Origin of the sequence: Streptomyces sp. 1-11, from assembly GCF_007176755.1 — a bacterium.
Lineage (GTDB): Bacteria > Actinomycetota > Actinomycetes > Streptomycetales > Streptomycetaceae > Streptomyces.
This window is the reverse complement of the sequence record NZ_BJTV01000025.1, coordinates 42501-63548: the sequence shown is the minus strand read 5'-3', so window position 1 is coordinate 63548 and position 21048 is coordinate 42501. Positions and strand designations below refer to the sequence as shown.

Annotated in this window: 20 protein-coding genes; 11 read left to right on the top strand and 9 right to left on the bottom strand. The window is 75.1% G+C overall.

Translation table 11 applies throughout. The annotated features are described in order from the left end of the window. Positions 1–54 precede the first annotated feature (54 nt). Positions 55–672, top strand: a complete 618-nt coding sequence (locus tag TNCT1_RS33710) for a TOPRIM nucleotidyl transferase/hydrolase domain-containing protein (RefSeq protein WP_143639816.1) — start codon at positions 55–57, stop codon at positions 670–672. A 72-nt stretch (positions 673–744) separates the two neighbouring features. On the opposite strand, the gene TNCT1_RS33705 is transcribed toward TNCT1_RS33710, so the two are convergent. Both TNCT1_RS33705 and TNCT1_RS33700 read right to left on the bottom strand, forming a co-directional pair. Beyond that, on the bottom strand, positions 745–1149 hold the full coding sequence (locus tag TNCT1_RS33705) for a hypothetical protein (protein WP_143639814.1): 405 nt from the start codon (positions 1147–1149) through the stop codon (positions 745–747). Positions 1150–1241: 92 nt separating this feature from the next. Then, a complete protein-coding gene (locus tag TNCT1_RS33700) occupies positions 1242–3254 on the bottom strand; it encodes a hypothetical protein (protein WP_143639812.1) in 2013 nt (670 codons plus the stop codon). A gap of 205 nt (positions 3255–3459) precedes the next feature. Between TNCT1_RS33700 and TNCT1_RS33695 the strand changes: the two genes are divergently transcribed. Beyond that, positions 3460–4419 (top strand): D-2-hydroxyacid dehydrogenase family protein, encoded by a 960-nt coding sequence (locus tag TNCT1_RS33695; RefSeq protein ID WP_143639810.1) that lies wholly within the window; start codon positions 3460–3462, stop codon positions 4417–4419. 116 nt (positions 4420–4535) lie between these two features. Here the strand turns inward: TNCT1_RS33695 and TNCT1_RS33690 are convergent, their stop codons facing one another. Continuing rightward, positions 4536–5051, bottom strand: coding sequence for a DUF2087 domain-containing protein (locus TNCT1_RS33690; RefSeq protein ID WP_235903029.1), 516 nt, complete (start codon positions 5049–5051; stop codon positions 4536–4538). 580 nt (positions 5052–5631) lie between these two features. Here TNCT1_RS33690 and TNCT1_RS33685 point away from each other — a divergent pair. Then, positions 5632–5916, top strand: coding sequence for a chaplin (locus TNCT1_RS33685; protein WP_143639806.1), 285 nt, complete (start codon positions 5632–5634; stop codon positions 5914–5916). A 77-nt stretch (positions 5917–5993) separates the two neighbouring features. Here the strand turns inward: TNCT1_RS33685 and TNCT1_RS33680 are convergent, their stop codons facing one another. The 5 genes from TNCT1_RS33680 to TNCT1_RS33660 all read right to left on the bottom strand — a co-directional run bounded on the left by TNCT1_RS33680 (position 5994) and on the right by TNCT1_RS33660 (position 9420). Next, the gene (locus TNCT1_RS33680) at positions 5994–6860 is read right to left on the bottom strand and encodes a tyrosinase family protein (protein ID WP_143639804.1); all 867 of its coding nucleotides are present in this window, start codon (positions 6858–6860) and stop codon (positions 5994–5996) included. After that, positions 6844–7332 carry a tyrosinase family oxidase copper chaperone gene (locus TNCT1_RS33675; RefSeq protein WP_143639802.1) on the bottom strand — a complete coding sequence of 163 codons (489 nt, stop codon included), beginning with the start codon at positions 7330–7332 and terminating at the stop codon, positions 6844–6846. Before TNCT1_RS33675 ends, TNCT1_RS33680 begins: the two co-directional genes overlap by 17 nt. A 271-nt stretch (positions 7333–7603) precedes the next feature. After that, complete coding sequence (locus tag TNCT1_RS33670) at positions 7604–7894, bottom strand: hypothetical protein (RefSeq protein WP_143639800.1); 291 nt, start codon at positions 7892–7894, stop codon at positions 7604–7606. Between the two features lie 178 nt (positions 7895–8072). Further along, positions 8073–9008, bottom strand: a complete 936-nt coding sequence (locus TNCT1_RS33665; protein ID WP_143639798.1) for a hypothetical protein — start codon at positions 9006–9008, stop codon at positions 8073–8075. A 172-nt stretch (positions 9009–9180) separates the two neighbouring features. Next, complete coding sequence (locus TNCT1_RS33660; protein WP_174266544.1) at positions 9181–9420, bottom strand: chaplin; 240 nt, start codon at positions 9418–9420, stop codon at positions 9181–9183. 405 nt (positions 9421–9825) lie between these two features. Between TNCT1_RS33660 and TNCT1_RS33655 the strand changes: the two genes are divergently transcribed. The 8 genes from TNCT1_RS33655 (at position 9826) to TNCT1_RS33620 (ending at position 19607) form a co-directional block, all read left to right on the top strand. Further along, on the top strand, positions 9826–11019 hold the full coding sequence (locus tag TNCT1_RS33655; protein ID WP_143639795.1) for a glycosyltransferase family 4 protein: 1194 nt from the start codon (positions 9826–9828) through the stop codon (positions 11017–11019). Continuing rightward, the gene (locus tag TNCT1_RS33650; RefSeq protein WP_174266543.1) at positions 11016–12437 is read left to right on the top strand and encodes an exopolysaccharide biosynthesis polyprenyl glycosylphosphotransferase; all 1422 of its coding nucleotides are present in this window, start codon (positions 11016–11018) and stop codon (positions 12435–12437) included. Before TNCT1_RS33655 ends, TNCT1_RS33650 begins: the two co-directional genes overlap by 4 nt. Positions 12438–12440: 3 nt before the next feature. Further along, positions 12441–13781 (top strand): O-antigen ligase, encoded by a 1341-nt coding sequence (locus TNCT1_RS33645; protein WP_143639793.1) that lies wholly within the window; start codon positions 12441–12443, stop codon positions 13779–13781. A 347-nt stretch (positions 13782–14128) separates the two neighbouring features. Next, positions 14129–15907, top strand: a complete 1779-nt coding sequence (gene murJ, locus TNCT1_RS33640; protein ID WP_373920525.1) for a murein biosynthesis integral membrane protein MurJ — start codon at positions 14129–14131, stop codon at positions 15905–15907. Continuing rightward, positions 15891–16652, top strand: coding sequence for a polysaccharide deacetylase family protein (locus TNCT1_RS33635; RefSeq protein WP_174266542.1), 762 nt, complete (start codon positions 15891–15893; stop codon positions 16650–16652). Before murJ ends, TNCT1_RS33635 begins: the two co-directional genes overlap by 17 nt. After that, positions 16649–17806, top strand: a complete 1158-nt coding sequence (locus tag TNCT1_RS33630; RefSeq protein WP_143639791.1) for a glycosyltransferase — start codon at positions 16649–16651, stop codon at positions 17804–17806. Before TNCT1_RS33635 ends, TNCT1_RS33630 begins: the two co-directional genes overlap by 4 nt. Beyond that, entirely contained in the window at positions 17803–18486 is a 684-nt protein-coding gene (locus TNCT1_RS33625) for a lipopolysaccharide biosynthesis protein (protein ID WP_143639789.1), read from the top strand. Before TNCT1_RS33630 ends, TNCT1_RS33625 begins: the two co-directional genes overlap by 4 nt. Further along, the gene (locus tag TNCT1_RS33620; protein ID WP_143639787.1) at positions 18483–19607 is read left to right on the top strand and encodes a GNAT family N-acetyltransferase; all 1125 of its coding nucleotides are present in this window, start codon (positions 18483–18485) and stop codon (positions 19605–19607) included. Before TNCT1_RS33625 ends, TNCT1_RS33620 begins: the two co-directional genes overlap by 4 nt. 40 nt (positions 19608–19647) lie before the next feature. Here the strand turns inward: TNCT1_RS33620 and TNCT1_RS33615 are convergent, their stop codons facing one another. After that, positions 19648–20916: a glycoside hydrolase family 26 protein gene (locus tag TNCT1_RS33615; RefSeq protein WP_143639785.1), complete on the bottom strand. Its 1269-nt coding sequence runs from the start codon at positions 20914–20916 to the stop codon at positions 19648–19650. Between the last annotated feature and the right edge of the window lie 132 nt (positions 20917–21048).

Sequence of the window (21048 nt, the reverse complement as noted above, 5' to 3'; positions counted from 1 at the left end):
CCAGCCTGCCTAATTGCGTGGCGGGCCGGTGATGCGACGGCGGAGACTCGGGGCGTGGCTGACATGGGGGCGTTCAGGGACGCGGTCGGTGTGTGGGCGGCCGGAGGGGACGGGGAGCCCGCTCGGGAACTGGCCGAGCGGTTGTCCGTGCGGGTGGCCGTGCTGCTCGAAGGGCCCAGCGACGTCGCGGCGGTCACTGCTCTCGCCGGGCGCCGGGAACGGGATCTGGCGGCCGAAGGGGTGTGCGTGCTGTCGATGGGCGGCGCCATGAGCGTCGGGCACTTCGCCCGGGTCCTCGGGCCGCTGGGGCTGGGGCTGCGCCTCACGGGGCTGTGCGACGAGGCGGAGCGTGGGTTCTACGTTCGCGGGCTGGAGCGGGCGCGTGCGGCGTGGCAGGGGTTCTTCGTCTGCTCGGCGGATCTGGAGGACGAGCTGATCCGCGCGCTCGGCGTGGCCCGGGTCGCGGAACTCGTCCGGGCGGAGGGCGACGAGCGGGCACTGGAGACCTTCCTCCGCCAGCCCGCGCAGCGGGACCGTACCGCTCAGCAGCAGTTGCGGCGCTTCTTCGGCACCAAGAAGGGGCGGAAGATCCACTACGGGCGGGTGCTCGTGGAGGCGCTCGAGGAGCAGCGGGTGCCCGCGCCACTCGCCGGTCTGCTCGCCGGCCTCTGAACGACCTGGCGGGCGGCCTCGGCCGCCAATAGTCCGGGGCGGCCGCAGCCTTCGGACCGAGGCCCCCCGTGCTCAGACCCCGGCCCGTTGGCCGTCCCGGGTGGCTGCGGTGATCACGGCGGAGACGACGGTGGTCCCGAGGAGGCTGCCCATCATCACCAGGCCCACGCCGACCACGAAGAGGCCGCTGGAGTCGTCCGACCAGTCGTAGTACGCGGCGATGGTCAGGCCGGCCGAGGTGCCGAGCACCGCGGCCGCGACGTAGTGCCGGTACGCCGCCCAGCAGACCGGCACCAGGAGGGTCAGCACGAGCCCGATGACCTGCCACGCCTGGTACGGGCCGGTCTCGGTGCCGTCGGGGTGGACGTCCCGGTGCTGGTCCCAGCCCAGCCAGGCAGCCCACAACGCCATCGACACGCCGGCCAGTACGAGTATCGACAGCAGCTGGAGGGCGGGCTTGCGCGATTCTCTGCTCATGGGCCAAGCGTCCCGGCCGGCCCGCCCGGCGAACAGGGCGCAGGTACTCAGGTCCACCCGAGTACGTCAGCGCCCCGTCCGCCGCGCCCGGGTCAGGCCGCCAGTTCCGGGGCCGGCTCCTCCGCGCGCTCCGCCGCCGCCTTCGCGGCCAGGGCGTTCACGGCCGCGTTGAAGCGCTCCGTGGAGGTCGGGTGGTCGGGGCCCAGGACGTACTCCTTGAGGGTGCGGCGGTCCAGCACCATGGGGTCGGTGTGCGGGGCGCGGACCGAGTCCAGGATCTCCGTCAGGCGGGCGCACTCGCTGTCGAGGAGGTAGGCGCCGCCGGCCGTGGTGTAGGCGGCCCGGAACTCCTGGTCGGGCAGGTCGTGGGCGTTCGTCAGGACGTACGGCTTGAGGCTGGCCACGAAGTCGGCGACCACCGAGGAGACGTCGCTGATGAGGATGTCCGCCTGGTTGAAGCACTCGTAGAGGGTGGGGAGCTGCTTGAGTATCACGTTGTGGCGGACCGGGCCCTGGGCCTCCCAGTAGATCCGGTGCCACTCGGCGCGCAGCTCCTGCCACTCGGCCGCGCCCTCGCGGTCCGGCACGCGGGACTCGCGCACCTGCTCGGCGTCGTCACCGCCGAGGTGGCCGGCCAGCTCGTCGAGGCGGGCCTGGATCTCCTTCAGCCGGGGCTTGGCGGCGGCGGCCGCGGCCTCCGCCTCGGCGGCGCCGCGCCGCTCGTTGTCGGCGTGCAGCAGTTGGCGGATCGCCTTGTCGGCCTCGGCCGCCTCGGCCGAGCGCTTGCCGGTGAGCGGGTGCGGCTTGTAGACGACCCGGACGTTCTCGGCGAGCAGCTTCTCGATCATGCGCACGCCCATCGGGATGAGCGAGGTGTGGCAGTCGTCGTCGCTCCAGCCCTCCCAGGTGGGCGCGTAGAGGACGACGGGCAGCGGGCCGGGGGTGTGCTCGGCGTGCAGCCGGATCGGGGAGAGCTGGGGGCGGCCCACCTCCACGATGGCGCTGTCGCTGATGGCGTGCCGCACCCGCTGGTAGCGGTCGCGGCCGGCCCGGCCGGCCACCCAGATCTCGTCGTACACCTTGCTGACCCGGTTGCTGCTGGCGAGCTTGTCGCTGTCGCCGTGGCCGATGAAGACGTGCTTGGCCTCGGCGACGCGCAGCATGTGCACGTTCTTGCCCGCGTTGCCCGGGTAGAGCACGACGCGCACGCCGGACAGTTCGAGTTCTGCCAGGTCGTCGGCCTTGGGCACGCAGACCACCGGGATCCAGGTGCGGCTGAGGTGACGGAACGAGGCGCGCTCCCGGAGGATGATCACCGGGCGCAGGTCGAGCTGCTCGAGCGTCTCGATCCACATGTTGACCTGGTACATGAAGTCACGGGAGACGGAGGCGAAGCTGAAGTAGAGCGCCACCTCGGGTCGGTACCCGTCGAGTTGGCGGTTGACCTCGGCGAACACCTCCTCCGTGGCGGGCATGCGGCGGACCCTGCGGTACTGGTCCAGCAGCGCGACGACGCCCGCCGCGGTCACGGCGAGGGTGACGGCGAAGCCCGTGTACGCCGGCTGCCAGGAACCGGCCGCCAGCGCGGCGACGAGACCGGCGTGGGCCGGCAGGTCGAGGTGGAGGAGCTTGCGCAGGAAGCGCCGGTACAGGAGGGCGGGCGGCTGCTCGGGTATGGGCAGCCCGCTCATGTCCAGGTTGCGCACGACGAGCGGCAGCACGCGGCGCCGGCGGACGGCGTGGTGCACCGCCGTGTACAGCATCATCATCGCGAAGTGGGCGCTGAAGACGGCGAGCGCCGTCACCAGCACCGCCTCCGGCGCGTCCATCCGGCTGGCCAGCGCGAGCAGCATCACCGTGCGCACCGCGAACCGCAGCGGTCTGGTGAGCTGCAGCGTCGCGAGCCTGCGCACGAAGCCCGGGGCCCTGGAGTGCAGCACCTCGTCCACGACGTACGTCACCGCCGACGCCACGGCGAAGCCCCGCCAGTCGGGCAGCAGCGCGAAGACGGGCAGCGCGGCGAAGGCGGCGCCGAGCAGGAGCACGAGAAACAGCTCGGTCACCCCGCGCACGCGCAGGGCACCGCACAACCGACGGATCGTCATGGGCAAGGTTTCCTCTTCCGGACAGGCGCGCACGTCGGGGCAAACGCCGTTGTTCGCCTGTTCGACACAAGAGGAAGGTGAGAAGTTGTACACCAAACGGAAAGAAAGAGTTCAGATTCCGTTTCCCTGGGTATCGGGATGCTTTTGAGTTCGCGTCAGGTCCGGTGACCGGCGGGTACAGTCGCCGCGGGGAAGGGGAGGACACGTGCGACTTCGCTGCGCGGTGCTGGACGACTACCAGGGGGCGGCCACCGCCTGCGCCGACTGGTCGGCGCTCGGGGACCGGGTGGAGGTCGTCGCGCTGCGCGAGCACATCGAGGGCGAGGACGCGGTCGCCGCGGCCCTCGCCGACTACGACATCGTCGTCACCCTGCGCGAGCGCGTCCCCTTCCCGGGATCCCTGATCGCCCGGCTGCCCCGGCTGAAGCTGCTCGTCGCCTCCGGGATGCGCAACAGCGTCATCGACTACGCCGCCGCCGAGGCGCACGGGGTCACCGTGTGCGGTACGGCGAGTTCACCGACGCCTCCCGTGGAGCTGACCTGGGCGCTGCTGCTGGGATTGGCGCGCGGGATCGTCGAGGAGAGCGGCGCGCTGCGCTCGGGCGGCCCCTGGCAGTCCACCGTCGGCGCCGACCTGCACGGCCGCCGGCTCGGGCTGCTCGGACTGGGGAAGATCGGCAGCCGGGTGGCGGCGGTCGGGCTCGCCTTCGGCATGCGGGTGAGCGCCTGGAGCCAGAACCTGACGGCGGAACGCGCCAAGGAGACCGGCGTGGAACTGGCCGCCGGCAAGGAGGAGCTCCTGGCGGCCAGTGACTTCGTCTCCGTCCACCTGGCGCTCGGCGAGCGCACCCGGGGTCTGCTCGGCGCCGCCGAACTCGCCCTCATGAAGCCGACCGCCTACCTCGTCAACACGTCCCGCGCGGCGATCGTCGACCAGGACGCCCTGCTGGCCGCGCTGCACGAGGGCCGGATCGCCGGTGCCGGCGTGGACGTCTTCGACGTGGAGCCGCTGCCCGCCACCCACCCGATGCGCACCGCGCCCCGACTCCTCGCCACACCCCACCTCGGCTACGTGTCGCAGGCCAACTACGCGACGTACTACGGCCAGGCGGTGGAGGACATCCAGGCGTACCTGGCGGGCTCACCGGTACGACGCCTGCCCTGAGACCTCCGGACGAGGGGGTCGTCGTGAGTCCTCCGGACGAGGGGGCTGCCCTGAGGGCCTCCGGGCAAGGGGGCTGCTCCAAGGCCTCCGGGTACGGCGGCGGGGGCCCGGCCGGCTCAGCCGGCTTCCGGGCGGCGGTAGATCCCTTCGCTCCGGTGCAGGTGGTGGAGGTCCACCAGGTAGCGCCGGAGCGTCACATGGTCGGTGCCGTCGGAGTCCTCGCACCAGGCCCGCAGGCGCTCGTTCACGACCCGTTCCGGGTAGGCGACGCCAGGCTCGAAGGTCTGCTCGGCGATGTGCCGCAGCACCAGCTTCTTCCGGGCCCACTGGGCGGGCAGCCGTACCAGCCGCCCGTTCCGTACGAAGGTGACGAGGACGGCGTCCGGTCCGTTACCGGCCTTGGGCGCGGGGCGCTCCCGCCGGGCCAGTTCGCGGAACAGGCCGTAGGAGACGGCGAGTGCTCCCGCCGGGCCGTCCGTCACCGCCCCCTGCTCGCGCAGCCGGAGCAGCGCGAGCGCCGTGTCCTTCGCGGACAGTCCAGCCGCCTCGGCGACCCGTTCGGGTGTGTCCGCGCCCAGGGCCACGGCGGCGAGGGCGCGCAGCCGGCGCTCCTCCGCCAGCAGCCCGATGATCTGCCGGGCCCGCTCGCCCGGGCCGTCGCGGTCACCGTCCCCCGGGACGGCTGCCGCGCCGGCTCCCTCGCCCGGGACGGCTGCCGCGCCGGCTTCCTCGCCCGGGTCGGCTGCTGAGCCGGCCCTGGGCCCCAGGTCGGTGTCGGTGCCCGAGTCGGCGGCTGTGTCGGCGTCGGTGCCTGAGTCGGTGGTCATGGCCGGGAGGCTAGGCGGACGGCCCGGCGTGGCGCCTCCCAATTACGGCCCCGGAGGCCAGATGGACAGCCCGGCTCAACACCTCCCGAGCACGGCCCCGTAGGGCAGGCGGGCAGCCCGGTTCAGCACTCGCAAGCACGGCCCGAAGCCCAGGCGGACGGCCCGGCTCGACACCTCCCGAGCACGGCCCCGTAGGGCAGGCGGGCAGCCCGGTGGAGTGCCTTCCGGCTGCCGCCCCGGCACCTCGCCGGGCGCCGTCGTTCGCGCGCCCCGTTGATCGGGTGATCCCCCGAGGATCGGCGTGACCCGCCCCCGGCCGGGCCGTTGAACGGGAAGTGCGGCGGCTGGTCCTGCCGCCGTCCCCCCGAGCAATAAGGAGAACCTGATGTCTCGCATCGCGAAGGCGGCTGCCGTCGCTCTCGGCACGGGCGCCGTGGTGATCGGCGGCGCCGGCCTCGCCCTGGCCGACGCGGGCGCCGAGGGCGGGGCCCTCGGCTCGGCCGGCGTGCTGTCCGGGAACGCGGCCCAGGTTCCGGTGCACGTCCCGGTGAACGTGTGCGGGAACACGGCCGACGTCATCGGCCTGCTGAACCCTGCGTTCGGCGACGTCTGCGGCAACGTCGGCGGCCACGAGGGGACCCCGGGCGAATCCGGCGGCTACGGCAACTGATCGGGCCGCACGTACGGCGAAGGGCCCCGGCACCTCGAGCGCCGGGGCCCTTCCCGTGTCCGCGGCGCTCGCACACCTCACGCGTACCGGTAGACCCCGCTCACGTCCTCGAGCTGGTCCGGCGTCACGTCCCAGGGCGGCAGCTTCTGGAACCGGGCGACGATCCGCCCGTGCTGCCGGTCCCCCGAGGGCGGCGGGCTCGCGGGCAGGTAGCGGTGGTTGCGGTGGGCGAGCTGCCACCGGTGCCACTGCAGGTCGAGGAAGGCGTGGTGCAGCCAGAACACCGGGTCGTTGACGGAGGCGCCGCCGAGCATCACGCCGCCGACCCAGCGGTGCACCCGGTTGTGGTTGCGCCAGGAGGCGCTGCCGCTGCCGGGTCCCCAGCCCTCCAGCTTGTTGCGGAACCCGGTGGCGGCCGTCGAGTCCCAGGGCCTGGCGTCGTAGACGGGGTCGTCGAGGGCCACCTGCAACTGGCTCCTGGTGGGCAGGGCGATGGGGTTGGCGGCACGGCCCAGGTCCCGGGTGAGGAACTTGCCGTCCGTGACCCCCACCCTGATGGTCCAGTGTCCCGCCGAGTACGCGAACGGGCCGGTCATCACCTGCCGGTCGGAGCGCCGTCCGTCGCCGCCAAGCAGGTCCGCCGTCCAGGGCACGGAGGTCTTCGTGCGGTTGCGGGTCCAGTCCCAGTACGGCACCGTCACCGAGGAGTCCACCCGGTGCAGCGCCCGCTCCAGGTCCAGCAGGAACTGGCGGTGCCAGGGCAGGAAGGACGGGGCCATGTGGGCGGTGCGCAGCCCGGTCTCGCCGTCGGCGGCGTAGTGGGCGATGTGCATGCGCACGAACTCGTCGTACTCGCCGCGCCGTTTCAGCTCCAGCAGGGCGTTGACGAACCGGCGGCGCTCGGTGCGGCTGAGCGTGCTGACGTTCTTACGCACGTACGCCATGCGGCCCTCCCATGTGGTGTCCGGCCATCCCGCCGCCGACCGGACCGGGGGCGAGGTCGCGCAGGTGCTGCCCGGGACCGATCTCGTCGACCGCCGCGCGGGTCGCCTCCAGCGCGGTCGGGTACGAGCCGTAGTGGTCGACCATGCTGAGCCAGGTGCCGTCGGCCCGGCGCATCAGGTGCAGCGGGCGGCCGTCGATGGTGACCTCCCAGTCGCCGTCGGCCGCGCGCCGTCCGGCGATCGGCACCAGGGCGCCCTGGATGCGGCGGCCCCGGTAGGTCTCGTCGAAGGAGCTGCGCCCGCGGCCCTGCCCGGCCGGCAGAGGGCGCGACGCGGCGACGACCGGGGCGAGCGCCAGGGCGGCTCCGGTGGCCAGCAGCACCCGGGCCGCCTCTCTGCGGGACGTTCTGCGGCCGCCCGCCACCACCTGCTGATTCGCCCCCACCGCGACGCCTCCGGCACCGACGACCATCTCTCACTCCTCGATCGGGATCCGATGTCCCTATCGGTAACCGGCGGGACCGGTGCCGAGTCACCGGTGAGGGCCATCCGGCGGTACACGGGGTGCGGGACGCGGCCGGTTGCCCCTGCCCGGCGGGGTGCGGTGCGGCCCTGCGGCCTCTCACCCCGTCGGCCCAGCGCCGGGAACCGCTCCACACGATCGGGGGAAGCGGCCTCGGACACACCGAAGGCCGGTCCCGCGGGGTGCGGTACCGGCCCGGTTCCAGCGCGTCGCCGGTGGGTCAGCCCTGCAGGGGCATGCCGCCGAGCAGCGGGTTCTGCTGGTTCACGGCGGTGGTGGCGTCCTTGACCGTGTGCAGGACGGAGTCCTTGTCCTCGGTGCTGAGCGCGTCCGACTGGTGCTGGAGCGGCATCACGTCGTGCACGGTGATGGGGTGGTGGGTGAGCGTGTCCACCGCGCCGTTGAGGCTGGTGGGCCTGAGGTCGGCCGAGTTCTGGGCGAACGCGGGCGCGGCGGCGCCGACGACGGCCATGGAACCGGCAATGACAGCGGCGGCCTTCAGGGACTTCATCGTGTTCCTTCCTTCGGCAACTCACGTCACCCGGAGCGATCTGACACCGTGCCTAACGAGTGGCCGCCGGGCCGGAAACCCCGTACCGAAAAGGCATATGAGATGCCGTCGGGCAGCGCGACGCCCCGGCCACCGTGCGCCGGCGGGCACGTCGGCCGGGGCTCAGGCGTGGGAGCCGTCACCCGGCCGGGAGCGCCGGGACCGACGGCAGGCCGGGCAGGGCCGCGCTCGGGGCGGGGGTGGGTGTCCCGGCGCCCGGGAGGACCGGCTTGAGGAGGCCCAACAGGCCGTTCACCACACCGGTGGCGGCGGGCAGTACGTCGTCGAGGCTGGAGACGACGGCCTTCACCAGGGCGTCGATCGCGCCGGTCAGCTTGGCGAGCGCGTCGCTCGCGGTGTCCGGGGCGGCGGGCGCCGCCAGGCGGGCGGAACCGCCGGCGGCCGGCGGGACCGGTGCGGGGGCGGGCAGGCCGAGGGTCTGGGTCAGGGTGCCGAGGGCGGACCCGGCAGGCACGGCAGGCACGGCAGGCACGGCGGGCAGGGCGGGCAGGGCGGGAACCACGGCACCGGCCGCCGTGGAAGGCGTGGCAGCGGAAGGCGTGGCAGCCGGGGGCCTCACCGGCGTGGAAGGCGTCGCCGCCGGGGGTGTGGCGGTCATGGAGGGCGACGCGGCGGAGGACAGCGACGCGTCGGCGGAGGGCGCCACGGCATTGGTGGGCGTGGCCGCCGGAGCCGTGGGCGTCACCGCCGCGGGCGGCTCGGCGGGCACGGCGGCGGCGGTCGGTGCGGCGGCGGCAGCCGGAGTCCCGGTGGCCGCCTCGGTGACGGCGCGCTTGGCCGCCTCGCCGAGTCGGTGTGCCTCACCCGGCGTCAGCCGGGCCTCACGGAGCGAACGTTCGAGCAGTTCCGCCACCGGCGCGGGGACGGAGCCGGTGTCGCTGAGCGCCTTGATCCGGGCGAGCAGCGCGTCCGCGCCGGGCACGGCCGGGTGCCGGGCCGTGCGGGTGCGCTCCCCGGCCAGGTCGGTGGCGACGGCGGCCGAGCCGGCGATGCCGACCAGGAGGGCGGCGCAGAGGGCGGCGGACGCGAGACGGCTCGTGGGCAGCGCGCGCATGCGGGTTCCTTTCGGCGGGGCTGGGGTCTCAGCCCACCGTTGGACCGCCGGTGGCGTACCGCAACCGCTCACGGCCCGGGTGGTGCATCCGGGGGAGGCGGCACGCGAACCGGCCGCCCGTCCGTGCACGAGGCACGGGCGGACGGCCGGCGAAAGGGCGCGGGTCCCGGCGTCAGTCGTTTTCGCAGCCGCTGCCGAACGCGGGGTTCAGCAGGCCGATGACGTCGACGGTGTCGCCGCAGACGTTGACCGGCACGTGGATCGGGGCCTCGATGACGTTGCCCGACAGCACGCCCGGGGAGTTGGCGGCGAGACCGTCCGCACCCGAGTCGGCGGCGGCCACGCCGACGCCGCCGGCGACGGCCGCGACGGCGGCGGAGGTCAGAACCAGACCCTTCGCGATACGCGACATGGAGAAGTGCTCCTTGGGGATCGACACACATCCGGGCGGAATGCCCAGCGCTGTGTCAACGCGTGGCACCGGCCGGGGTTCCGCCGCCAAAGGGGTGATGTGCACCGAAGCACCCCTTCACGAATCAGACACACTTGTCCGGTTTCTTCGGATTAATCCCAACGCCTCATAGAGTTGCTGCCCTCTCCACCACGAAGGAGAGGGCGGACGGCGTACCCCATTCGCCGCCTGGCACCTGTGTTCGACGACGACCAGGCCCGGCCCGGTCGGTGGTGACCAGCCGGGCCACCGGCTCGTTGCTCCGTATATGACGTGGACCGGCGCACTCCTCGTGGCCGCGGACGCGCCGGCACCACACGCGTACCCACCCGCAGCCCCGAGCGCCCCTGAGCGAGGAACCCGCGCATGCACCAGCCAGCACCCGATCCTCGGCCGCGGGTCCTGCACATCGCGCAACCCGTCGACGGTGGGGTCGCCCGTGTCGTGCTCGATCTCGCGCGGGCCCAGCTCGCCGCGGGCACGCGGGTCACGGCCGGCTGTCCCGGCGGTGAACTGGGCGCGGAGCTGCGCGGGCTGGGCGCCGGCTTCCGGCCGTGGCGGGCCGCGCGGTCCCCGGGCCCGGGACTGGCCGGCGAGGTACGGCGGTTGGCACATCTGATCGAAGAGGTACGGCCCGAACTGGTGCACGCGCACAGCGCAAAGGCCGGGCTCGCCGCCCGGCTGGCGGTACGCGGCCGCATCCCGACCGTGTTCCAGCCGCACGCATGGTCGTTCGAGGCCGTCGGCGGGGTGACCGCGGGCCTCGCACTGCGCTGGGAACGCTGGGGCGCCCGGTGGGCCGACCGCATCGTGTGCGTCAGCGAGGCGGAGCGGGCGACCGGGGAACGCGCCGGGGTGCACGCCTCGTACGCCGTCATCCCCAACGGTATCGACACCGGCCGCTTCTCCCCCGCACCCACGCCCGCCGCAGCGGGTCCCGCCGCCACCGCCACCGCCAGGGCCGCGCTCCTGCCGGACCTCGGTCCGTCCGCACCGCTCGTCGTCTGCGTCGGGCGGCTGTGCCGGCAGAAGGGCCAGGACGTGCTGCTGCGCGCCTGGGAGCGGATCCGGTGCGCGGTGCCGGACGCCCGGCTGGCGCTGGTCGGCGACGGACCCGACCGGGACGCGCTGCGCGCGCGGGCGCACCCCTCGGTCCGGCTCGTGGGCGCGGTCGCCGACACGGTGCCCTGGTACCGGGCCGCCGACCTGGTGGTCCTGCCCTCGCGCTGGGAGGGCATGGCCCTCGCCCCGCTGGAGGCGCTGGCCTGCGGGCGGCCCGTCGTGCTCACCGACGTCGACGGCGCCCGGGAGAGCCTGCCGCCGGCGCTCGCGGACCGCTGTCTGGTACCGGCGGCGGACCCCGCGGCGCTGGCCGGAGCCGTCACCGCGCTGCTCACCGACGCACCCCTGCGCGCCGCGCTCGCGGACCAGGGGCGCCGGCACGTCCTGTCCACTCACGACGTGCGGCACACCGCCGAGCGGGTCGCGGACCTGTACCGCGAACTGCTCGGCCCCCGGCCACCCGTGTCCTTCGAGCGCAGGGAGTCCATCCACTCGTGACCGCGGAAAGTACCGTCCCATCCCCCGGCGCCCAGCCCTGGGACCACGGACTCTCGCCCCTCTCGGTGCTGCCCGCGCGCGCCACCGGCGGGTCCCTGTTCCCGGTGCGCCGGTCGCCAGCGCGGCCCACCTCGCCGCTGCCGCTGCTCGCCGCCGACCTGCTCGCCGCACTGGTGGGCGCGCTCGCCCTGGAGGGCGCCGTCCACAGCCCGTTACTGGTCGCCGTACTGGTGGCCGGAGCCATAGTGCTGCAGCCGCGCGCGGTGCGGCCCGTGCTCGGCGTACTCGACGAACTGCCCTCTGTCTGCGGCCGGATCGCGGTCACCTGGCTCGCGCTGGCCGCACTGTGCGCCGCTTACGACCCGGGTCTGGCGCTGTCCGCCCGCAGTCTGCTGCTGGGCTGGACGCTGCACGCCGCGGCGGCCTGCGCGGGGCGCGGCGCGGTGCACTGGCGGCGCCGCGCCGTCCTGGCCGGCCGTCCGCGTCCGGCGCTGGTCGTCGGCCCCGCCGCGACCTCGCAGCGGGTGGCCGCGGCGCTGCTGCGGCATCCGCGCTGCGGGGTGCGGCCGGTGGGCGTGGTCGCCGAACACTCCGGGGACCCGGGCGGACTGCCCGTGCTCACCACGGAGGAGGAGGTGGGGCGGGCGCTCATCCAGAACGGCGTACGGGACGTCCTCAGCATCGCCCCGGCCATGCGCAACGGACAGGAGCCGTTGACGCGGAGACTCCTCGAGGCGGGCTGCACGGTGTGGGAACTGGACGCGGAACGCCCGGCGCACGGGACGAGCGACCAGCTCGCCGGGTTCGCCGTGCGCCGGCTCGACCTGGGTCCGGGGCGGCCCGGCAGCCTCGGCAAGCGGCTGCTGGACGTGCTGGTGTCGGGGGCGCTGCTGCTGCCGGTCTCGCCGGTGCTGCTGCTGTGCGCGGTGGTGCTCCGGCTCACCGACGGTCCCGGCGTGCTGTTCCGGCAGGAGCGCATCGGCAAGGACGGGCGCCCCTTCACGCTGCTGAAGTTCCGCACCCACCGCCCGGTCGACCAGCACGAGGCGGCCACCCGGTGGAGCGTGGCGGGCGAGCGCGACATGACCCCGTTCTGCCGCTTCCTCCGGGTGAGTTCGCTGGACGAGCTGCCGCAGCTCTGGAACGTCTTCCGGGGCGACATGAGCCTGGTCGGGCCGCGCCCCGAACGGCCCTACTTCGTCTCCCTGTTCAGCCAGGCCCACCCCGGCTACGCGGACCGTCACCGCATGCGGACCGGCATCACCGGCCTCGCCCAGATCAACGGTCTGCGCGGCGACACCTCCATCGAGGACCGGGCCCGTTTCGACAACGCCTACATCGACAACTGGTCGCTGTGGCAGGACGTCTGCATCATGCTGCGCACCGCGGTCGCGCTCGTGCGGTCGGCGGGGAGCTGACCGATGAGCCTCGCCCTGCCGATGCGCCGCCCGTTCCGGCCCTCCCCGGCGCTCTCCGTGGTGGCCGTGGTCGCGCTGCTGGCGCTGCCCGGCCGGGCCGGCGGCGCGGGCGGCGCGGGACCGGCCGACGCCATGTCCGCCGTGGTCGTCGCCCACTGCGCCGTACGGCTCCTGCGGGAGCGCCGGCGCCCGCTGTCCCGTACCGCGGCCGTCATCCTCGGGCTGCCGGTCGCCGGTCTCGCGGTCGCCGCGATGGGCGCGGTGTCACCGGCCGCCGGGGTCGCCGGTCTCGGCCGCTACCTGCAGATCTTCGTCCTCGTGCCCGCCGCCGTCCTCCTGCTGGTCCGCGACCGCCGCGACTTCCGGCTGGTGGCCTGGTCGCTGGTGGCGCTCGCGCTGTGGCAGGGAATCCTCGGGGTGCACCAGTACGTCACCGGCACGGGGGCGTCGTACGAGGGCGAGGACGTCCGCGCCGTGGGCACCTTCGGGGCGTCGGACGTGATGGGCATGGCGACGGTGGTGTCCTTCGGGCTCATCTGCGCGGTCGGCCTGGCGCTGGGCCGCGCCCCGGTGCGCGAGCGGTGGGCCGCGGCGGCCTGCGCCCTGGCCCTGCTGCCGCCGCTCGCCCTGTCCTTCAGCCGGGGCGCCTGGATCGCCACCGTGGTGACCGTCGCCGTCCAGCTGGCACTGGCCGGGCCGCGCCGGGCGCTGCGGGTGGGGGCGGCCGCGGTGGCCGCGGGCGTGGTCCTGGTGGGCGGGTTCGGGCTGGGCACGGCGATGCTGCAGGAGCGGTTCGACAGCATCACCCAGGTCGCCGACGCGCCCGACCAGTCCGTCACCGACCGGTACACCATGTGGGCGGCGGCCACCGACATGTGGCGGGAGCACCCGCTGACCGGCGTCGGCCTCAAGGGCTTCCCCGAGTACCGGGACGGCCACGCCTCGCTGGCGCTGTCCTCGGGCAGCGACACGGCGGGCGCGGGCAGCGCCTTCCACCGGCAGGCGCTGCTGTCCCCGCACAACATGTACCTGCTGGTGCTCGGCGAGCAGGGGCTGCTCGGCCTGCTGGGCCTGGCGGGCGGCTGGCTGGCCCTGCTGGTGTGCGCGCTGCGGAACCTGTGGCGGACGCGGCGTTCGCGCGGGGGCCGGGAGTGCGCGCTGATCGCCTGCGGGCTGCTGGTCTGGCAGTTGGTCGACTTCGCCTACGCCGACATCGGCGGCCCCTCGACGGTGCTGACGGCGGTGTGCCTGGGGCTGGCGGCCTGGTGGGCGCTGTCCGGCGCCGCGACGGCCGACCGCGCCCCGGCGCCGGCGCCGGCGCCGGGAGAGGCGGCCACGCGATGACGGCGACGCCCTCCCGCGGACCACGGGACCTGCGGCCACCGGCCGGCCAGACGGCGGACCCGGAGGCAGGCGGGCCGGCTGTGCCGGTGACGGGCCCAGAAGCCGGTGGGCCGGCTGTGCCGGTGACAAGCCCGGTAGTCGGCGGGCCGACCCTCCCGGTGGCGGGCCCGGTAGCCGGCGGGCCGGGCGGGCCGGTGGCGAGTCCGGAAACCGGCTGGCCGACGGGGCCGGTGACGGGCCCAGCAGCCGGCGGGCGGGCCGGGCCGGTGACAAGCCCGGAAGCCGGCTGGCCGACCGGGCCGGTGGCGGGCTCCGCCGAGGCGGCGCAGCAGGCAGGCGGAGGATCCGTGCCCGCCGCACGGGCGGCCGCGCCGGGCATCGCGCCCGGCGGGGGCGTCCCGCCCAGAGCCGCGACCGACGCTCCGCTGACTTCCGGCAGCGCCCTGGAGCCCGGCGCCCCTCTGACCTCCGGCAGCACCGTGGACTCCGACACCGTCCCAGAGCCTGGCGGCGGCCTGGAGTCCAGCGCCACCCCCACCCCCGCCACCGCCGCCCCCAGCACCACCACCCCCCGCTTCCTGGCCCGCGCCGCGCTCGTCACCGCGTCGCTCTCCGTTGCCGGGGCGCTTCTCGGGCTGGTGCGGGATCAGACGCTGGCCCAGTTGTTCGGGGCCGGGCGGGACACTGACGCCTTCCTGGTCGCCTGGACCGTGCCGGAGTTCGCGGCCACGCTGCTCATCGAGGAAGGGCTGGCGTTCGCGCTGATCCCGGCGTTCAGCGCGGCCCTGGCCCGGCGGGCCCAGGGCGCCCCCGGCGACCCCGTGCGCGCCCTGGTGGCCGGCAGCCTGCCCCGGCTGTCGCTGGCGTTCGCGGCGGTGGGCGCGCTCTGCGCCGCCGCCGCTCCGCAACTGGTCGGCGTGCTCGCCCCCGGGCTGCCCGACCCCGCCCTCGCCGTCGACTGCACCCGGCTCACCGCGACCTGTGTGCTCAGCTTCGGGCTCGCCGGGTACTGCAGCGCGGCGCTGCGGGCCCACGGCCGCTACCTGGCCCCGGCGGCGATCTACGTCGTGTACAACATCGGCATCGTCGTGGCCATGTTCGCGCTCGGCGGCCGCTGGGGCGTGCGTTCGGCGGCGTTCGGGGTCGCGGCCGGCGGATGCCTGATGGTGCTGGTCCAGCTCCCCGACCTGGTGCGCCGGCTGCGCGATCCCCGGGCGCCCCGGACCGTGTCCGGGAACGGCGCCGGCAGCCGGCCGGTGGACGTCGCGCTCATGGCCACCGTGCTGCTGTTCGGTCTGTGCCGGCAGTCGCAGGTGCTCATCGAGCGGTTCTTCGCCTCGCAGCTCCCCGCCGGGGCCATCTCGCACCTGAACTACGCCCAGAAGGTCGCGCAGATCCCGATGATGCTGTCGATGATGCTGTGCACGGTCACCTTCCCGGTGGTGGCCAGGGCCATCGCGGACGGCGACACCGAGCGGGCCAGGACCCGGGTGGAGGGCGATCTGGCGGTGGCCGCGTGCCTGGTGCTGCTCGGCGCCGCGGCGGTCGTCGCCTGCGCCCCCCAGATGGTCCACCTCCTCTTCCAGCGGGGCGCGTTCACCGCGGCCGACACCGCGGCGACGGCGGACGTCATGCGGGTGTACGCGCTCGGCCTGCTCGGCCAGACCCTGACGGGCGTGCTGGTCCGCTCCTACTTCTCCGCGGGCCGCCCCACCTGGTACCCGCTCGCCGCCATGGCCGCCGGCATCACCGTGACCTCCGGTATCGGCGCCGGCACCATCGGCCGCTGGGGCGTCACCGGCATCGCCGCCGCCAACGCCGCCGGCATCACCGTCACCTCCGTGCTGCTGCTGGCCGGCATGGCCTCGCGCAGCGTGCCCGTGCGGGTCAGGGGCGTGCTGCGCGAGCTGAGCCGGCCGCTGGCGGCCGCCGTGGTGGCCGCCCTGGCGGGGGCGTTCGCCGCGGGCCTGCCCGCCGTCCCGCTCGCCGGCCTGCTGGCCGGCGGCACCACCGTGACCGTCGTGTTCGTCCTGCTCGGCCACGCCCTGGGCGCCCAGGGCTGCACCACCGCCGTCCGATTCGTCCGCACCCTCGCCGGAAGGCTCGCCCATGCCGTCCTCCGTTGAGTCGCCCCGGCGCGCCGGCGCCGCCGGGCCCGTCCGCGTCCCGTGGATCGCCATGTACCACTCGGTCGGCGACCGCTCCGACGACCCGTACCGGATCACCGTCACGCCCGACCGGCTGGAGCGGCAGCTGCGCTGGCTGCGCGGCCGCGGACTGCGGGGGGTGTCGGTGCGCGAGCTGCTCGCCGCCCGCGCACGCGGCGAGGGGCACGGCCTGGTCGGGCTGACCTTCGACGACGGTTACGCCGACTTCCTCACCGGCGCGGCCGAGGTGCTGGCCCGCTGGGAGTGCACGGCCACCCTGTTCGCGCTGCCCGGCCGGCTCGGCGGCGACAACGCGTGGGACCCGCTGGGCCCGCGCAAGCCGCTGCTGACCGCCGACGGGATCCGGCAGGCGGCCCGGTCGGGGGTGGAGATCGGCTCGCACGGTCTGACCCACGTCGACCTGACCGGCGCCGACGACCTCACGCTCAAGGCGGAGACGGTCGAGAGCCGGGCCCTGCTGGAGGCGCTGACCGGCGCCCCGGTCACCGGCTTCTGCTATCCGTACGGCGCGGTCGACGCCCGCGCGGCCGACGCGGTCCGGGACGCCGGGTACGACTACGCCTGCGCCATCGACCCGGGTGCGCTGACCGGCCCGTACGCCCTGCCCCGGGTGTACGTCGGGCAGCACGACACCGGTGTGCGCCTGCTGCTGAAGTACCGGCTGCACCGGCTGCGCCGCCGGCCGGTGGACGAACCGCGGTGAGGGCCCTGCACATCATCACCGGACTCGGGGTGGGCGGCGCGGAGCAGCAACTGCGGCTGCTGCTGCGGCACCTGCCCGCGCGGTGCGACGTGGTGACGCTGACCAACCCGGGTGCGGTGGCCGACGGGCTGGCCGCCGACGGGGTGCGGGTGACCCACCTCGGCATGAACGGCAACCGGGACGTGGCGGCGCTGCCCCGCCTGGCCCACGTCATCCGGCGCGGCCGCTACGACCTCGTGCACACCCATCTCTACCGGGCCTGTCTGTACGGCCGGATCGCCGCCCGGCTGGCCGGGGTGCGCGCGGTCGTCGCCACCGAACACTCCCTCGGCGACTCGCAGATGGAGGGGCGCCCCCTGACCGCGGGCGTGCGCGCGCTGTACCTGGCCGGCGAGCGGCTGGGCCGGACCACCGTCGCGGTCTCCCCCACGGTCGCCGAACGGCTCACCCGCTGGGGGGTGCCCCGGCCGCGCATCGCGGTGGTGCCCAACGGCATCGACCTGGACGGCTTCCGCTTCGACCCCGAGCGGCGGCGGCTCACCCGCGCCCGGCTCGGGCTGCCGGACGACGCGTTCGTCGTCGGCGGCATCGGCCGGCTCACCTCCGGCAAGCGCTTCGACGTCCTGATCGGGGCCCTCGCCCGGCTCCCCGGCGACTGCAGGCTGCTGCTGGTCGGCGGCGGCCCGCAGGAGGCCGCCCTGCGCCGGGCCGCCGAGGAGTCCGGCGTGGCCGGCCGGGTGCTGTTCACCGGCGAACGGCCCTACGTCCCGGACGGCTCGCCCGGACCCGATCTGCCCGCGCTGACCTCGGCGATGGACGTGCTCGCCGCGCCGTCCCCGGAGGAGGCCTTCGGGCTGGCCGTCGTCGAGGCGCTGGCGGCCGGGCTGCCGGTGCGCTACGCCTCCTGCCCGGCCCTCGAGGACCTGCCGCCCGAAGCCGCCCCGGACGCGCTGCGCGTCACGGGCGGCGCCGACGCCTACGCCCGCGCCCTCGCCGAGGTGCGGGCCGCCGCACCCGGCTCCCGCGCCGCCCCCGAGGCGCCCCGTCACTACTGCATCACCCGCAGCGCCGCCCGGCTGATGGACGTCTACACGGCGGCGCTCACCGGCACGCCCACCAGGTCCCCATCCCCTGAGAGAGTCAGCTCGCCATGACCGAGAATCCCACCCGGCACTCCCGCCCGGCCCGCTTCAAGCGCCTGCGCGCGCTTCCGCCCTGGTCGCTGGTGGCGGCCGGCGTCCTCGCCGGCGGGCTGCTCGGCGGCGCCTACGGTGTGTTGAAGCCGCCCACGTACACGGCCACCAGCTACGTGATCGCCGTGCCCACCCAGAGCTCCGACTCCGCCGCCGCGGTCGGCTTCGCCCAGGCCTACGGCCGGGTCGCCACCGATCTCGCGGTGCTCGGCGACGCGCAGGTGTGGGCCGGGGTGCCGGTGAACACCCTGCGCGGCAGTGTGCGCACGGCCACCTCGCCGGACGCCCCGATGGTCGCCGTCTCCGCCACCTCCGGGCGTCCGGCCCGGGCCGCCGACATGGCCAACGCGGTCGCCCGTTCCCTCGCCCAGCACGCCAACGCCACCAAGGCCGACACCCATGTCGAGCTGGTGCAGTTCTCCCGGGCCCCGCGGCCGACCGCGCCCACTTCGGCCTCCCCGGTGGTCACCGGCCTGGTGGGGGCGAGCGCGGGCGGACTGCTCGGCGCCCTGGTGCTGCTGGTGCGGCCACGGCGCCGGCCCGAGGACGAGGCCGGGGCCGAGGCCGAGGCCGAGGCCGGGCGCCGTCCGGCGGCGGTGCCCGGCCCGGCCGTCGCCTCCGACGCCCACGGCCAGCTGTGACGGCCACCTGCCCGGCGGTCCGGGCCTGCACGACCGACCTCGTCACCGATGAGGACGCCTTCGCCGCGCTGGCCCCGGCCTGGGGGCGGCTGTACGAGCGGTGCGCCGCCGCGACCCCGTTCCAGCACCACGCCTGGCTGCACTCGTGGTGGCGGTCGTACGGGGGTCCCGGCCGGCTCCGGGTGCTGCTGGTGCGCTCCGGTGACGAACTGCTCGCCGCGGCGCCGCTGATGCTGGTGCGCCGTCCGGTGCCCGCGCTCGTCCCGCTCGGCGGGGCGATCTCCGACTACGGGGACGTGCTGCTGGACGACGCCGACGACGGGCGCGCGGCCGACGCCCTCGCCGACGGCCTGTGGGACGCGGCGCGCACGGCGTTGATCGACTTCCGCGAGGTGCGGCCCGGCGCCGCCGTGGAGCGGATCCACGACCGCTGGCGCGGGCCGCGCCGCACGGTCCGCGACTCGCTGTGCCTCGAACTGCCCGCCGTGCCGCTGGCCGAGCTGGCCGCCCGGCTGCCCACCAAGCGGGCCCAGCGGGTCCGCGCGCAACTGCGCAGGCACGCGTCGCTGGGCGTGGTGCGGCACGTGGCCCGTCCCGACGAGGCGCCCGAGGCCCTGCGCCGGCTGCTGGAGCTGCACCGGCTGCAGTGGCAGGAGCGGAAGGTGACGGCCGAGCACATGCAACCCCGGTTCCGTGAGCATCTGGTGCGCGCGGTGACCGAGATGGTCCGCTCCGGGAACGCGCTCGTCACCGAGTTCCGGATCGGCGAGGACGTCGTCGCCGTCGATCTGACGCTGGTGTCCCGGAGCCTGACCGGCGGCTACCTGTACGGCGCGCATCCCCGGCTGCGGGAGAGCAAGGCGGACGTGGCCGTGCTGCTGCTGGACGCGTGCAGCGAGCAGGCCGCGCGCACCGGCGGCGACGGACGCGGCACGCTGAGCCTGCTGCGCGGCGACGAGCCGTACAAGCAGCACTGGCGGCCCGAACCGGTCCCCAACCGGCGGCTGCTGATGGCCCGGCGGCGGACCGCGCCGCTGCTGTCCGCCACGCTGTCCGGCGCGGCCGCCCGGCAGTGGGGCGGCCGGGTGCTGCGCCGGTGGCGCCGGCAGCCGTCGGGCTGACACCCGGGGTCTGCCGGCCGCGGGCTCACCGGCCGGGGCGTCACCGGTCGGGCCCGAAGCAGAACTTCCGGCCGAGCCAGTACTGCAGCCAGTCCGCGGGGCCCGGCGCCGGGCAGTCGTCGGCCGGCTTCGGTGCGGGCACGGCGGACCCCGTGGGCTCCGGCACCGGCGTGGTCGGCGCCGGGGCGGCCGGCTGGTCGCCGTGGCCGTAGAGGAAGGACCGGTAGACCTGGGAGGAGCGGGGGTTGGACGCGCACTGCCACACGCCGTGCGGGCAGTAGTCCGTGAGCGTGTTGTACAGCGGCTTGTGCTCCTCGATCCAGGCGAGCATGCCCCGCATGTAGCCGGGGTTGTCGCCGTTGCGGAAGAGCCCCCACTCCGGGAAGGAGATGGGCTTGCGGTGGGCCTTGGCGAACTCGGCGTGCTGCCGCAGTCCGTAGGGCTCCTTCACCTGCTGCTCGAACGACAGCCCGGCGGGCTGGTCGTAGGCGTCCATGCCGATGATGTCGACGGTGTCGTCCCCGGGGTAGCACTCGGTCCAGGGGACGGCGTCCCGGCCGCGGCTCGGGGTGAAGTCGAACCGGAACCTCTGGCCCGGCACCGACCGCATGGTCCTGACGATCCTCTTCCAGTACGCCTTCCAGGCCGCCGGGTCGGGTCCGCAGCGGTGGGTGTACGTGATGCCGTTCATCTCCCAGCCGAGCACCAGCACGGTGTCGGGCACCTTCTGCGCCACCAGCCGCTCGGCCAGCGTGCGGAAGTGGCGGTCGAACGCCCCGGCCGCCGCCTGCCCCAGCAGCTCGCGGACCTGGCCGTCGGGGACGTTCTCCTCGTTGTGCGCCTGCATCGGCACGTTGAGCACGAGCGTGCGGTCCGCCCGCTCGCGCCGCCATCGCGCCCACGCGTCCAGGAAGCCGGGCGGGCCTTCGATGTCCGTCCATTCACCGCCGGGCAGATAGGTGTGCGCGACCTTCGGTTCGGTGCCGCCCAGCCAGCTGCGCAACCCCGTGATCCGGGCCACGCCGAGCGGCCCCGAGTCGAGGAAGGCGCCGAAGGGGCTGATCGCGACGGCTCCCGTCGTGGCGCCGGGCGAGGCGGAGACCCCGGGCTTCGCGGCCGCGGCCGCGGCGGCGGAAGGCGTGGAGGCCGTGGGCACGGAGACCGTGGACGGGGTCGCCGTGGGCACGGGAGGTGTGGGTGTGGAGGTCGCCGGGGTGGGGACCGGCCCTGCCGCGAGGACCGCCGCGATGGTGATCCCGGCCGAGATCAGGGTCAGCCGGTACCGGGCTCGTCGCCCCTGTGGAGCCATGCCGGGATCCTCCCTCTCCCGCACGACCGCCTGCTCGCCCGGCGGTTCCTGTTACTGACACCCAGTCATACGAACCGGGGCTCCGCCAACGCGGTTACGGCTTCCAGGTGACCCCGCCCCTCGTACGGCCGA